Annotated in this window: 12 protein-coding genes; 4 read left to right on the top strand and 8 right to left on the bottom strand. The window is 61.5% G+C overall.

All coding sequences use genetic code 11. The features are described 5' to 3' along the window. The gene (locus tag HTT03_RS05600; RefSeq protein ID WP_174858856.1) at positions 1 to 702 is read right to left on the bottom strand and encodes an SIMPL domain-containing protein; all 702 of its coding nucleotides are present in this window, start codon (positions 700 to 702) and stop codon (positions 1 to 3) included. Between the two features lie 167 nt (positions 703 to 869). Between HTT03_RS05600 and HTT03_RS05605 the strand changes: the two genes are divergently transcribed. Next, positions 870 to 3671, top strand: a complete 2802-nt coding sequence (locus HTT03_RS05605) for a hypothetical protein (protein ID WP_174858857.1) — start codon at positions 870 to 872, stop codon at positions 3669 to 3671. Between the two features lie 69 nt (positions 3672 to 3740). Here HTT03_RS05605 and hppD read toward each other — a convergent pair whose 3' ends face one another. Next, a complete protein-coding gene (gene hppD, locus HTT03_RS05610; protein ID WP_174858858.1) occupies positions 3741 to 4835 on the bottom strand; it encodes a 4-hydroxyphenylpyruvate dioxygenase in 1095 nt (364 codons plus the stop codon). A gap of 132 nt (positions 4836 to 4967) precedes the next feature. On the opposite strand from hppD, the gene HTT03_RS05615 reads away from it, so the two are divergent. After that, positions 4968 to 5426 (top strand): Lrp/AsnC family transcriptional regulator, encoded by a 459-nt coding sequence (locus tag HTT03_RS05615; RefSeq protein WP_174858859.1) that lies wholly within the window; start codon positions 4968 to 4970, stop codon positions 5424 to 5426. Positions 5427 to 5445: 19 nt separating this feature from the next. Beyond that, the gene (locus HTT03_RS05620; protein ID WP_174858860.1) at positions 5446 to 7359 is read left to right on the top strand and encodes a cation:proton antiporter domain-containing protein; all 1914 of its coding nucleotides are present in this window, start codon (positions 5446 to 5448) and stop codon (positions 7357 to 7359) included. A gap of 20 nt (positions 7360 to 7379) precedes the next feature. Here the strand turns inward: HTT03_RS05620 and cobT are convergent, their stop codons facing one another. Next, positions 7380 to 8393 carry a nicotinate-nucleotide--dimethylbenzimidazole phosphoribosyltransferase gene (cobT, locus tag HTT03_RS05625; protein ID WP_174858861.1) on the bottom strand — a complete coding sequence of 338 codons (1014 nt, stop codon included), beginning with the start codon at positions 8391 to 8393 and terminating at the stop codon, positions 7380 to 7382. Positions 8394 to 8471: 78 nt separating this feature from the next. Here cobT and cobS point away from each other — a divergent pair, with 78 nt between their 5' ends. Then, positions 8472 to 9272, top strand: a complete 801-nt coding sequence (gene cobS, locus HTT03_RS05630; RefSeq protein ID WP_174858862.1) for an adenosylcobinamide-GDP ribazoletransferase — start codon at positions 8472 to 8474, stop codon at positions 9270 to 9272. A gap of 121 nt (positions 9273 to 9393) precedes the next feature. Here the strand turns inward: cobS and HTT03_RS05635 are convergent, their stop codons facing one another. The 5 genes from HTT03_RS05635 to HTT03_RS05655 all read right to left on the bottom strand — a co-directional run bounded on the left by HTT03_RS05635 (position 9394) and on the right by HTT03_RS05655 (position 14535). Beyond that, entirely contained in the window at positions 9394 to 9906 is a 513-nt protein-coding gene (locus HTT03_RS05635; protein WP_174858863.1) for a CarD family transcriptional regulator, read from the bottom strand. Positions 9907 to 10207: 301 nt separating this feature from the next. After that, positions 10208 to 10543 carry a ferredoxin FdxA gene (gene fdxA / locus HTT03_RS05640; RefSeq protein WP_067262482.1) on the bottom strand — a complete coding sequence of 112 codons (336 nt, stop codon included), beginning with the start codon at positions 10541 to 10543 and terminating at the stop codon, positions 10208 to 10210. Positions 10544 to 10596: 53 nt separating this feature from the next. After that, a complete protein-coding gene (locus HTT03_RS05645) occupies positions 10597 to 10980 on the bottom strand; it encodes an RNA-binding S4 domain-containing protein (RefSeq protein WP_174858864.1) in 384 nt (127 codons plus the stop codon). Beyond that, on the bottom strand, positions 10981 to 13962 hold the full coding sequence (locus tag HTT03_RS05650; protein ID WP_343035704.1) for a helicase-related protein: 2982 nt from the start codon (positions 13960 to 13962) through the stop codon (positions 10981 to 10983). Between the two features lie 15 nt (positions 13963 to 13977). Next, on the bottom strand, positions 13978 to 14535 hold the full coding sequence (locus HTT03_RS05655; RefSeq protein ID WP_174858865.1) for a tetratricopeptide repeat protein: 558 nt from the start codon (positions 14533 to 14535) through the stop codon (positions 13978 to 13980). Between the last annotated feature and the right edge of the window lie 49 nt (positions 14536 to 14584).

Here is a 14584-nt window from a genome sequence, read left to right on the forward strand (position 1 = left end):
TTATTGCTGCGCCGCGATGGCAAAGGTCATCGACACCTGCGCCTGCACCTCGACCTCGCCCTCGGCAATCGCACTGTCCATGGCAGCGCCCATACGGGCTGCCTCAAACATGCGGGGCTGCGGATTTGTGTTCTCGGTCATCCGCAACAGTTCACCCAGTTCGACCCCTGCGGCCTCGGCCATTTGGCGTGCGCGTTCCGTGGCGTCGGTCACAGCGGCGCGGCGCGCCTCGGTCATGGCGTCTTTCGGGTCTTGAAGGCTGAAGTCTATCCCGTTGAAATCATTCGCGCCCTTCTCAAGCACCGCGTCCATCATCGCGCCGAGCTTGCTGAGATCGCGCACTTTCACCGTTACCGAATTCCCGGCCTGATAGCCGGTGATTTTCGGCGGCTCGCCGTTTTCCATGGGCCGACGGTCATGCACCGGGCGCAGGTAAAAACGGCTGGTCTGACGGTCCTTTGCCGCAACCCCTTCGGCGTCCAGCTGCGCCAGAATGGCCGCAACCGCTTGGGTTACCTTATCCATCGCCGCCTTGGCCGTGGGGGCTTCTTCTGTCACGCCAAGCGTGATCGTTGCCATATCGGGCGCGGCAGCGACGCTGCCCAGCCCGGTCACGAGTATGCCCTGCTCCGGCGCCTGCTGCGCCGACAGCGCCCCGGCCCCAGCCATCCACGCCAGCGCCACCCAATTTATCAGTCGCATCGTTGTTCCTTTCGCCTGTTTCTGCGGCCCATTTGCTCATCGCCAACAGTGGCTGGCAAGCCGTCCCCAGCCTGCTGCCCTTCCCTTGGGCGAACTCCTGCTCTATCTTAATCGCGACGCGCGGCGCGCCTGTAAGTGCGCCCGACCCCATGCTAAAGTCGTTTGCGATGAAGCCGAATTTTACCCTTTCTCTGTCCTTCGACGGTATTCGCCTGCTGCACCGTGTGGCAGACGGTTGGCGCTTGGTGGGCGAAGTGATGCTGGACAGCGCCGATCTGGCCGCTGAACTGGCCGTCCTGCGCAAGACCGCCACTTCGTTGGAGCCGGGCGGGCTGCGTAGCCTACTGCTGATCCCGGATTCGCAAATTCGGTATCTGACCCTCGACACGCCGGATATGGACCCCGCCGCACGCCGCGCTGCCGCTGCTAAAGCGCTGGAGGGAGCGACCCCTTATGCGGTGGATGAACTGGTCTTTCACGTCAGCCCGGACGGTGCGCGCAGCCATGTCGCCGCCGTGGCCCGCGAGACTTTGGACGAGGCCGAGGCTTTTGCGGTGGAGCATCGCTTCTACCCCGTAGGATTTGTCGCGGCCCCCAGCGATCACAGCTATCGCGGGGTGCCGGATTTCGGCCTGACCACCGCCGCGCAGTCGCTGCTCGCCCCCGGTGAAACTCTGGAGCCGGAAACCGCCCCTGTTGTAGCCCTTCCGACTACACCGGCGCCGAAAGGCCCGATTGCCGAAACGCCGGAACCCGCGACGGAAGAAACGCAGACGCCCCTGCCCGATGCCACTGGCCCAGCCAATGTTGAAGAGACGGCGCAGGCTGAACCCTCCCCCGTTCTCGCGGAGACCCCCGCAGACCCGCCGCCACCACGCGACGAGCCTTTGCCCGAATTCAGCGCCCCGGTCGAACCGCCCGCCGAGGCTGACCCGGCGCCTGTGCAAAGCACCGCGCCCCGGATCGAGGATTTACCAAAGCCAGAAGCCCCGCCGCGCGATCAGCAAAAGCCAGGCAGCGTTGCGGCCTCGGCCGCGCCATTGGCAGCAGCAGCGGCAACTGAAGGCGCAAAGCCCCCGTCGCGCAAGATCGACTTCTCCGCCCCGCCGGCAAACGGTGCCACGAGCGCCGGTTTCGCCAGCCGCCGCGCACCGGAGCCGCAACCGTCCAACGCAAAAGCATCGGCCAAAGCACCCAGTTTGGGCGGCGCCCGTCGAGACACAGCGCCCGCAGGCGACAGCAAAGCCAGTCCGACCCCCGCCGCAGGCGCAGCCTCTGGCACCGCATCAACGCCGCTTGCCGCCGCAACCGCAGCGGCAGCATCCCCTGCGCATATGCCGCTGGATGCCACAGAGGGCACCACAGAGACCGCCACCCCCCAGCCCGACAGCAGTTCGCTGACCGCGCCAAACCGGTCGACGGGTGGGACATTCCTGAGCCGCCGCAAAGCCAAGGACAAAAAGCCCCGCAAGGAGCGCCGCCTGACCCCAGCCGCAATGGCCGCGCCCACGCCTGCCAGCGAAGCAGAGCGGATGACCATTTTTGGCGCGCGGCAGCGCACCTCTGTAGGGGGCAAACCCCGCTTCCTTGGGCTGATCTTGACCGCAGCGCTGTTGCTGTTTCTGGCTGCTGTCGCGGCATGGGCGTCGATCTTTCTGGACAATGGCAGCGCCCTGTCGCGCCTCTTTGGCGATCGTAGCCCGCGCAGCACTGCGGAGGCGATGGACCAAGCGCCGATTGACAGCCCCGCCCCGGATGTGGCCGAACCCGTCACCCCGCTGGATGAAGCGCGTGATCTTTTGCCGCCGGAGCCTGAAGGGCTTAACGCCATTGAAACTGCCGCGCTCGACGCAGGGTTGACCGACGAAGACGGCGCGGTGCTCGACGCGCTGCGCACGCCGCAGCTGCGCCCCAGTTCCGACATGACAGAGGCCGAGATCGACGCGCGCTATGCGACAACCGGCATCTGGCCGCGCGCGCCGCAGGTGCCGCCTGCCCCTGCGGCCGAGATCGACATTGATGACCTCTATCTCACCAGCATCGACCCGATCAGCAGCACCACTGACGCCGTAGCGCTGCCTGCGGTCGACCGGTTCGCCACGGATACCGCCCCCGGTGCTGTGGCCACCCCTGCCGCTGCCGGAACGACATTTGATCTTGATGCCCGCGGTTTGGTGACCCCCACCGCTAAGGGTGCGCTCAGTCCGGACGGCCACCTTGTCTATCTTGGGAAGCCCGATGTGGTGCCGCCGCAGACGCTGGCAAAGCGCGAAGTTGTGCCTGAAGCCTCCGCAGTCGACAGCGGCTTGATAGAGCGCCGCCCCCATGCCCGGCCCGAAGACCTTGCCGAGACAAATGAGCGCGCGCAGTTGGGCGGGCTAACCCGCGCTGAATTGGCCGGACTGCGCCCGCAATTGCGGCCGCAATCCGCTCAAGAGGCGGCGGCGGAAGAAGCAGCAGCGAAGGAAGACGCGACAGAAGAGGTCGCAGCTCTGGCGCCAAGCTCTGACCCAACTGTTGCACCCACCGACACAAATAACGCGGTCGCAGCTGCCCTCGCCACACCGCCTGCGATTGAGAACGCCACCAAACAGGCCACGAAACTCTCCCGCCGCCCTGACACACGTCCGCGCAACTTCTCGCGGATTGTAAAACGGGCGGAAACCGCTGCCGCACCCGCACAGGTGGCCAGCGTTGCCCCCCGCACAGTCGCGCCGAAGATTCCGTCCAAGACCTCTGTTGCGAAACAGGCGACCTCCAAAAACGCGATTAACCTGCGCAAGATGAACCTTATTGGGGTCTACGGCAAACCGTCGAACCGTCGCGCTTTGGTGCGTCTAAGCAATGGGCGCTACCAGAAAGTCGAAGTCGGCGACCGGGTGGACGGAGGCCGGGTGGCGGCGATTGGCGACAGCGAATTGCGCTATGTCAAACGCGGACGGAATGTCGTCTTGCGGATGCCGAACTAGGCGAAGGGTTTCCCCAAATGAAAAGGAGCGCCGAAGCGCTCCTTTAACCCGTCAGGCCTGACGTGTCGCTCAGGAGGCTTCCAACTCTCCGTTGTCGATCTGCTCCTGTTCGATCGATTCAAACAACGCTTTGAAGTTACCCTCCCCAAAACCGTCATCGCCTTTGCGCTCAATGAACTCAAAAAAGATCGGCCCGATCACGGTTTTTGAGAAGATTTGCAACAAGATGCGAGTCTCCCCCCCATCAACGACTCCCTCGCCGTCGATCAGGATGCCGTGTTTCTGCATCCGGTCGAGCGGTTCTTCGTGGCCCTTCACCCGGTCTTTGCTGAGCTTGTAATAGGTCGCGGGCGGCCCCGGCATGAACTTCAGCCCATTGTCGGCAATGGCGTCGGTCGCGTCATAGATGTTGCGCGCGCCCACGGCGATATGCTGGATGCCCTCGCCGTTGTACTTCTTGAGATAGGCCACAATCTGGCCGGTCTCGCCCCGGTCTTCATTGATCGGAATACGGATACGACCACAGGGGGAGGTCAGCGCGCGGCTGGTCAGCCCGGTGTATTTGCCCGCAATGTCAAAGAAGCGGATTTCGCGGAAGTTGAACAGATCACCGTAGAACTTGAACCAGACGTCCATATTGCCCTTGTGGACGTTATGCGTGAGGTGATCGAGGTAGTAAAAGCCAACACCTTCGGGCTTCGACTGGGCGATCCAATCGTATTCCCAGTTGTAGGGCGAAGTGTCGTAATACTGATCAACGAAATAGATCAACGAACCGCCGATCCCCATGATCGCAGGCACGTCGAGCACCTTCCCATCGCCTTTGTATTCCTCTGCCCCCTTGGCCACCGCGTGCTCCAGCGCCTTTTGCGCATCGACCACGCGCCAACCCATTGAGGGCGCACAGGGGCCGTGGTCTTCGACAAAGCGCGCGGCAAAACTTTCAGGATCGTGGTTTAACACGTAGGTGATGTCGCCCTGCTGCCAAAGCTCGATCTTTTTTGTCTTGTGATTGGCGACATGCGCGTAGCCCATCTTGGTAAAGACGTCGCGCAGCGCCTGTGGGTCAGGGCTGGCGAATTCTACAAATTCAAACCCATCGGTGCCAGCCGGGTTCTCTGGCGTGATGGTCGATTTCGGGGCATCATGCGGGAACGGACCCATGGAGATCTCCTGTCAATTGATTTGTCCTAGAATACAAGCGACGGACTGCGGGTACTCCGCTTTTCGCTGCGCCGTTCTGGTGATTTTCGCAAACATCGCGCATAGTAGCCGCAAACGATGCGGGAAACATGCATGACACTAGATGAAACGGACCGGCGGCTGCTCACAGCCTTGCAAAAAAACGCCCATCTGACGGCGCAGGAATTGGGAGAGCAGTTAAACCTGTCCCCCAGCCAAGCCGGACGGCGCCGGCAGCGGTTAGAGGCTGAAGGTTTTATCCGTGGCTACCATGCGCGGCTTGATCCAGTGCGCATGGGGCTGAATGTGCAGGGTTTTGTGCAGGTGCATCTTGGCACCCATGGGCCGGAGCATTCGGCCAGCTTTGCGCGGCTCATGGCCACCCGTCCCGAGATTGTGAGCGTGTGGACCATGACAGGGGATGCGGACTATCTTTTGAGGGTCTATTGTGACGATCTGCCAAGCCTGAACCGGCTTATTCACGATGTTCTTTTGCCGCATCAGGCTGTGTCTCGGGTTCATAGCCAGATCGTCATGGATCAACTCAAACAAGACGGGCCGCTGCCCATCTGACCCATCCGAAAGGACGCCAATGGAAGGCTTTTTGTTCCAAGCCTCGGTCTATCTTGCCGCTGCTGTGATCGCGGTCCCCATCGCCGCACGTCTGGGGCTGGGGTCGGTTCTGGGCTATCTCGCGGCGGGTATTCTGATCGGGCCGGTGCTGGGGCTGGTCGGGTCTGAGACCAAGGACGTGCAGCATTTCGCTGAGTTCGGCGTTGTGATGATGCTGTTCCTCATCGGTTTGGAGCTTGAACCCCGCGCACTTTGGGACATGCGCCACCGTCTGCTGGGATTGGGCGGCGCACAGCTTGTTCTGTCAACCGCCGCACTGATGGGGATCGCGATGGCCTATGACCAGCCGTGGCGCGTGGCGCTGGCGATTGGTCTGACGCTGGCGCTTTCCTCAACGGCGATTGTGCTGCAAACGCTGACCGAAAAGAACCTGATGCGGACCCAAGGCGGGCGCTCGGTGTTTTCTGTCCTGCTCACCCAAGACATCGCGGTGATCCCGATCCTCGCCTTTCTGCCCCTGCTCGCCGCCTCCATCCCGCCCGGTATGTTGCCCGATGGCTCCATCTCGCTCGATCCCGACAAGGTCGAGAGCGCGCATGTCGGCGGCGACGGTGGCAATGTGAACGAGGCCGCGCACGCCGCGCTGACATTCGTTCAGAACTTGCCCGGCTGGGGGGTCACCCTTGTCACCTTTGGGGCCATCGCGGCGATCATCCTCGTGGGCGTTTACCTGACCCGCCCGGTCTTTCGCTATATCCACCTCGCCAAACTGCGCGAGATGTACACGGCCTTGGCCTTGCTGATCGTGGTGGGGATTTCATCGCTGATGACGCTGGTGGGCCTGTCCCCGGCTTTAGGCGCCTTCCTCGCCGGGGTTGTCCTTGCCAGCAGCGAATTCCGCCATGAGTTGGAGACCGACCTTGAGCCGTTCAAAGGGCTGCTCTTGGGGTTGTTCTTCATCACCGTGGGCGCGGGGGTCAATTTCGAACTGTTGTTTGAAAAACCGCTGATCCTTGTCGGCATGGCGCTGTTGGTCATCATCGTCAAAGCGTTGATCCTGCTGGTGCTGGGCCGGATGTTCCGCCTTAAGGGCCGCGACGGTTGGCTGTTCACACTCGCACTGGCACAGGCGGGGGAGTTTGGCTTTGTCTTGGTCAGCTTCTCCATTGCCACCGGGGTGATGCCCGACCGGATTGCGGAGACGCTTTTGGTGGTTATCGCCCTGACCATGCTTATCACGCCGCTGCTCTTCATCCTTTATGACGGCATCAGCAAACGGCTGGATGACGCAGGGCCGATCACCCCGGATGAGATCGATCAAAGCGGCCCGGTAATTATCGCGGGCGTCGGACGGTTTGGGCAAATGGTGAACCGTATGGTGCAGGCCAGCGGGTTTGAGACCGTGGTGTTGGACCACAACCCCGAGACCATCGCCGTGATGCGGCGCTTCGGCTTCAAGGGGTTTCTAGGCGACCCGACCCGGCCCGACATTCTGCGCAAAGCGGGGTTACAAGACGCCCGCGTTTTGGTCGTTGCCCTCGACAATCCCTCTGCGGCGGTGGCGCTGATCGCCTATGCCCGCAAGGAAAACCCCAACCTGCATATCGTTAGCCGCGCCCGCGACCGGACTGAGGTGTACCGCCACTATCAAGCAGGCGCCAACGACATCACCCGCGAGCTTTTCGACAGTTCCCTGCGGGCCGGCAGGTATGTGTTGGAGAACATGGGCATGTCAGATTTCGAGGCCAATGAGGCGCAGAAGCTGTTTTACGCCCATGACCGCGCGTCAGTCCGCGAGTTGGCAGCGCTCTGGCAGCCCGATGTACCACCCTCGCAAAACGCGGCCTATGTCGCGCGGGCGAAAGAGTTGCAGAAAGAGCTTGAGACCGCTTTCATCAACCTTGGCGCGGAAAAGGACAAGGAGCGCGCTTAACCGGGCGCGCCGTTCCTGCATCAAGCGTCGCTAACACCCGCCTCGGCAAAAGTCGCCACCCCAATGTGACAGGCCAAAGCCGTTTTCAACACCGCAATGGCAAGCCCCGCGCCCGAGGCTTCCCCCAGCCGCAACCCCAAGTGCAACAATGGCTCTTTGCCAAGGGCGTTGAGAAGCCGACTGTGGCCGTTCTCAGCGCTCTGATGTCCGGCGATGGTGTGGTCCAAAGCCCCAGTCACGCTGCGTTCCAGACAAAGCGCCGCCGCGCAGCAGATGAACCCGTCTAGGATCACGGGAATGCGCAGCATCCGCGCCCGCGCAATCGCCCCGGCCATCGCCGCCAACTCGCGCCCGCCAAGGCGGCGCAGGGTCTCAAGCCCATCGCCCGCCCTTTGGTGTCGTGCCACGCCTTCGGTTACCACTTGGGTTTTCAACGCCAGCCCCGCGTCGTCCACCCCAGTGCCGCGTCCGGTCCATTCATCGGCATCACCGCCCAAAAGCGCACAGGCCACAGCGGCAGCCGCGGTCGTGTTCGCGATCCCCATCTCACCGACGACCAGAAGATCCGCCGAGGGGCTGACCGCGTCCCAGCCCGCCTGCAGGGCGGCAAGGAAAGCGGGTTCGTCCATCGCAGCGGTCTGGGTGAAATCTTCGGTGGGCGTGTCGAGCGACAGCGGTACCACGTCGAGCATCGCCCCATTCACCCGCGCGATCTGATTGATCGCCGCGCCGCCGCTTTCAAAATTTGCCACCATCTGCGCCGTTACGGCGGCTGGAAAGGCCGATACCCCTCGCGCGGCAACGCCGTGGTTGCCCGCAAAAACGATGATCTGCGGCGCGGTGATCTCGGCCACCTCCCCCCCGCGCCAGCCGCGATACCAGCAGGCGAGTGTCTCCAACCGGCCAAGTGCGCCAGGCGGTTTGGTTAACTGGCTGTCACGCTGCCGCGCCGCATCCAGTGCCTCCGCATCCATCTGAGGCATCTGCTGTAAAAGAGCGCGGAATTCGGAAAGGGTCGTGAAGGGCTGTGTCATATGGCATCCGATAAGGATTGATATTTATCCGTTAGTAGCCGTAGCTTGCAGGCGCTGAAAGTGCCGAAAGGGCGAAACATGACCAAACCCAATCCGGCACCTTGGAAACAGACATTTCAACTGCGGGATCTCCCGGTGGCGCTGGCGTTATTAACCCGCTTGCCCCTGCCGCATTTTCATTTCCCGACCGAGGCCAACCGTCCCACCGCGCGAGGGGCTTGGGCCTATCCGCTGGTGGGGGTTTTGCTGGCCGTGATCGCAGCAGCCGTGGGCGAAGCGCTTAGCCGCATGGGGGCCACTGCGGGGCTGTCGGCGGCTTTCGTGCTGCTTGCGCTGGTAATGCTCAGCGGCGCGATGCACGAAGATGGGCTGGCTGATTGCGCCGACGGCTTTTGGGGCGGATGGACCCCGGACAAACGGCTCAAGATCATGAAGGACAGCGTGATTGGCACCTATGGGGTGATCGCGCTGGTGCTGTCGCTGCTGCTGCGCTGGTATCTGTTGGTCGAATTGATCACCGATGATGCCTTGCTTTGGGCGCTGATAATCGCCGCTGCCGGGTCACGGGCGGCGATGGTATGGGTGATGGACAGCCTGCCGGTCGTGCGTCGCGATGGGCTGTCAGGCCGCACCGGGCGCCCCAGCGCATGGGCCAGCGGCGCAGCGGTACTGATAGCGGTGGTGCTCACCGTGCTCGCGCCGGATGTCTCGGCATGGCGGTTGGTGCTTCTGGCCTTTTTGGCAGCACTCGTGATGCGGCATTTGGCAAAACGCAAAATCGGCGGTCAGACCGGCGATGTACTAGGCGCGACTCAGCAGGTGACGGAGATTGCGCTGCTGATCGGCTGTCAAATGATGGCCTTTGGCTGGCAGGGTTGAGCGGTTTGTCTCAGGGGCTGTTCATGCATGGTCCGGCTACTAAATCCCACCGCATAAACACGAAAAAGCCGCACCCAGAGAGGGCACGGCTCATTCGATAATACACGCTCAACGCAGCCGTTTAGGCAGCGACACGGCTTTCCAGCACATCGCCGACCTGCTTGGCTGCAGCGAGTTCATCCCCACCGGACACCGCCGCCACTTCGCGGGTCAGCCGCTCAAGAGCCGCTTCATAGAGCTGACGCTCCGAATAGCTCTGCTCGCGCTGGTCATCGGTGCGGTGCAGGTCGCGCACTACCTCGGCAATGGCAATCAGATCGCCAGAGTTGATCTTTTGCTCATACTCCTGCGCACGACGCGACCACATGGCGCGTTTGACCTTGGCCTTGCCCTTCAGCGTCTTCATCGCGTGATTGATCACATCCGGCGTAGAGAGCGCACGCATGCCAATCTCAGTCGCCTTATGCGTTGGCACGCGCAGGGTCATCTTGTCTTTCTCAAAGGAAATTACGAAGAGTTCCAACGAGATCCCAGCGACTTCCTGCTCCTCGATCGACATGATCTGCCCGACGCCATGCGCGGGATAGACGACGAATTCATTCGGGCGGAAATCAAGCTTTTTCGATTTGGTCATTTAGGTCGCTCCTTGGCGTGCGGGGCAGCCCCGCCGTTAACTCATAAACCTGAACAGCACGCGAAAAACGCAAGCGAGAGCAGCCTGTCTGGTCTGCAATCGAATGCGTCTACGTTAGAAATTTGAAGTCAACCTCTACAGCGTGGTCGATACATTTCCGGCTCGTCTGTTACAGTTTGGGACAGCATACCACAAAAACGAAGCGTTCGGAAGCGCCCCCCGCGCGGAAGGGGTCAAACACCATGATATACAGGGATTTATGGCCTAAACCTCATCCCTTCACAGTTCAAAGCGGCGCGAATCAGCCGCCCTCGCCCGGTTTTTCCGAGAAGAGCTCCATCTTGCCCTCTTTGCCGTCCATCTCCTCTGCTTCGGGCAGCGGGTCTTTTTTGGTGATGATGACGGGCCAAAGCTCGGAATATTTGCGGTTAAACTCCACCCATTTTTCCATGTCCGGCTCAGTATCGGGGCGGATCGCATCGGCCGGGCATTCCGGTTCACAGACGCCACAATCGATACATTCGTCAGGGTGAATGACCAGCATGTTCTCGCCCTCATAGAAGCAGTCTACCGGGCATACCTCGACACAGTCGGTGTATTTGCAGGCGATGCAGGCGTCATTCACGATATAGGTCATGCGGGAAACTCTGGCTGGGGTGTTCGGAGGACTAGCTAAACCGCAGGGCGAGATCATTCAAGGTGGCGTGCCTTAGAAAGATCAAGCTGCCTGCGGTCGCGTTTGGTGGGGCGTCCCTTTCCTTCATAACCGGGGTTTTCCGGGGCGATGTTCTTGGGCTTGGCTTCTGGCGGGGATAAATCGGTATAGAGCGCCTGCGCCTCGGGCGCGGGGCCGCGCCTTTGGCCGATGGCGTCAATCTGGATGACACGGACATGATCGCCTTGAGCAAAGGTCAGCACATCGCCGGGGCCAACTGTGCTCGCGCGCTTTTGCGTTGGGGTGCCGTTGATCCGCACCGCGCCGCCCGCCACCTGCGCGGCGGCGAGCGAGCGTGTTTTGTAAAAGCGGGCAAACCACAGCCATTTGTCCAGCCGTAGTTTCTCGTCCGCCGTCATTTACTTGTCGTCCTTCAGCCCCATCAGCGCAGCGGCAAATGGGTTGTCGGGGTCGATCCGCTTCTCTTTACGCGGGGGCCGGGCAGAGAAATTCTGGGCCTTGCCGCCCTTATCCGCGCCGGGTTTGCGTCCTTTGCCTTTGGCCGGTTTGCCACGCGGTTTACCCTGCCCTTGCGGACGGTCCCCGCCGCGACGGTTGGCAGCATTGCCGCGCGGATTGCGTGCCCATGTGAAGGTGTAGAAGACTTCCATTTCAGGTCCGGCAATATCCGCATCCGGCGCCGTGCCTTGAGGGATTTCCTCAGCCGGAACTTCGGGGATCGCAGCTTCGACTTCGGCATCCTCCGCCGGGACATCGGCCATCGGCGCGATGCCATCGTCAAGCATCTGCTCCACATCCGCCGGGCGATCTGCTGGATCGGTGTCGGGCGACGGGGTTTCGACAATACCACCCGCGGGCTCTTCTGCGGCAACATCCATGATCGGCTTATCAGCCGCATCATCGGTCACTGCGTCGGGGGCTATCTTCTCAGGCACCTCATTGTCGGCGGCCGGGTCCATCGCATCATGGCTGCCGTCTTTCGGCATCACGGTATCGACGGACTTGACCTTGGTGCGCTCGTTCTTCTCGGCCTTGTAGCCGAGACCTTCCATCAGGTCGGCGAACTGCTCAAGCGTCATGCCGGTGATCGACAGCATGTCCGGTTTGGCTTCGAACCCGCCGCGAGAGTCTTCAGCCCTCAACATGTCCGCCAAACGCTCCAGCATATCGATACGGATCGCCCGTTTGCCCGCGTTGCGGTAGCCCGACATCGTGTCGGCCCCTTCGGGCGCGCCAGCTTCAACCGGGATTGTGACCAGACCGGGAGGCGGGGATTCAGGGAATTCGTTCAGACCTTTGCTCAGCGACCAGAGCACGAGGCGCAGACGTGTCGGCGCGGGCTTGAGCATCAGCGGCATGAAGATGGTGAACTGGCCAAAACGGATGCCATGTTTGCGCAGCGCACCACGGGCGTCTTGATCGAGCGATTTCACATCATCGGCCACCTGCGCACGGGGCAGGATGCCGAAATTCTCGACCAGTTGGAATGCAAAGCCGCGTGCAAGGCCTGTCAGGGTCTCGTCTTTGGCAAGCCCCATGAGCGGCTCGAACAGGGCCGCAACCTTGCGGTCGATAAAATGTTGCAGGCGGCGCTTGACCTTTTCAGCCACTTCCGGACCGGCGATATCGTCAACGAAGACCTCGACCTGTGGCTTCAGCGGATCGGAACCAGCGGTCAGCTTGCCCACCGCAGCACTGCCCCACATGAGGCCGCCCTGCTCGGTAAAATCAATCTCGGTATCGGGTGCGTTGTAGAACCGATCAGCGCGCAGATGAAACTGCGGCGCCAGTGCCTGCAATGCGGCGGTCTTCACCGTTTTGTCTTCTGCCGCACCTGCGCCCTTGTCCACCCGAAAGCGGAACCCGTCCAGCTTGCCTACAAATTCACCTTCAACGGTGACTTCACCGGTCTCGTTTACATCGGCCACCATGGCTTCCTTCTGTCCAAGCCGGCGCAACAATACGGATGTGCGCCGATCTACAAATCTTTGCGTCAAACGCTCGTGCAGAGCGTCCGACAAGCGGTCTTCTACGACACGCGTCGTGTCGCGCCAATGGCTTTCGTCCTTTGTCCAGCCCTTGCGCTGAGCAACGTAAGTCCATGTGCGGATAAACGCGAGTCGTTTGGACAACGCATCAATGTCCCCATCGGTTCGATCAATTCGTCTGATTTGTCGCGCCAGCCAGTCATCGGGGATATATCCGCGCTGGTGCAAGTCGTTGAAAATGGTCTCTAACAGGCCTGCATGTTCGGCATGGCTGATGCCGCGAAAGTCGGGAATACGACAAACATCCCAGAGCAAGCGCACCGAGGCACCATCCGTGGCGCGGGCGAAAACCTCATCAACCTGCGCCAGTGACTTCAACGCCCGCAGATCGTCGGATTCGCGGGCGCGGACCAGACGTTCATCCTCTGGCGGCATCTCCAACGTCTGGATCAGCCTGTCGATAGTGCCGAACTGCAAAGCGTGGTTGCGCCAGTTGATTTTGTTCTGCGGGGTAAAGCTGTGATCCATGATTGCGCGGGCCACATGGTCGTCCAGTGCTGGCGCATCGCCAGTGGTGCCAAAGGTGCCGGACTTGAACCCGCGCCCGGCCCGGCCCGCGATCTGGGCCAATTCGTTGGGTGCAAGCGGGCGCATCCGCCGCCCGTCAAACTTGGTCAGCGCAGAAAAGGCGACGTGATCGACATCGAGGTTCAACCCCATGCCAATCGCATCGGTCGCCACGAGGTAATCAACCTCGCCGTTTTGATACATCGCCACCTGCGCATTGCGCGTGCGCGGTGAAAGCGCACCCATCACCACGGCCGCCCCGCCCTTTTGGCGGCGGATCAACTCGGCAATCGCATAAACGTTCTCGACCGAAAACCCGACGATGGCGCTGCGCGGCTTCATCCGGCTGATCTTTTTCTGACCGGAGTAGATCAATTCACTCATCCGGTCGCGTCGCATGAAATCGACCCCCGGCACCAATGCCGCGATGGTCCCGCGCATCGTGTCGGCCCCCATAAAGAGCGTCTCGTGCAGCCCGCGCGACCGCAGCAAACGGTCGGTAAAGACATGCCCCCGCTCTGGGTCGGCGCAAAGCTGGATCTCGTCGATGGCGACGAAATCCGCGCCGATCTCCTGTGGCATCGCCTCAACGGTGCAGACCCAATACTGCGTGCGCGGTGGCACAATCCGCTCCTCGCCCGTCACCAGCGCCACGACCGAGGGGCCACGCGCTTTCACGATACGGTCATAAACCTCACGCGCCAAAAGCCGCAGCGGCAGGCCGATCACACCTGTGCGATGGGCCAGCATCCGTTCGATTGCATAGGTCGTCTTGCCTGTGTTTGTCGGGCCGAGAACGGCCACGACGCGCTTGTTGCCTGCCACCTGTCTATCCTTGAATTAAAGCTCGCGCCCGATGCCATCCCGCCGCAATGCGTCAAGAGCAGATCGGGCGTCTTCGTGATGGGGGTTCAATGCCAGCACTTTGCGGTAAAGTATCGCCGCGCGGCCCAGATCACCAAATTCCTGCACCATGACCGCAAGACCGAAGATTGCGTTGTAATTATCGGGGTTCAGCGCCAGCGTGCGCTCCAGATCATCCAGCGCGGGGCCATAGAGGTCGGCGCGAAAATAGGCCTGTGCACGGGTGTGGAACCCTTCGGCAAATTGCGGCGCGTGATCGGTGAGCGCAGTAAGATGCTCAATCGCCAACTGAATTTCTCCTGCCGCCAAAGCATCGCGCCCGCGGTTCAGCAGCAAATCCATCGCCGGCGACCCTGAGCGCGACCAATGCGCCTCAATCTCATGGGTGATGCGCCCGGCCTCTGCCGCCGGGGCCGTGCGCAGCTTGTCCAACAGCTCTGGGGGCGCAGGTTCAGCCGTGGCCAGACCTGCAAGCCACATAAAGCCGCCAACTGCCGTAACGATATGTTTGAGGTTGACGGTGAGGTTGCGCATAACAACAGTGAATGTAACAGGCTGCCGCTGCAATTCCAGATGTGTCGGG

The organism is Sulfitobacter maritimus (genome assembly GCF_013346665.1).
GTDB lineage: Bacteria > Pseudomonadota > Alphaproteobacteria > Rhodobacterales > Rhodobacteraceae > Sulfitobacter > Sulfitobacter maritimus.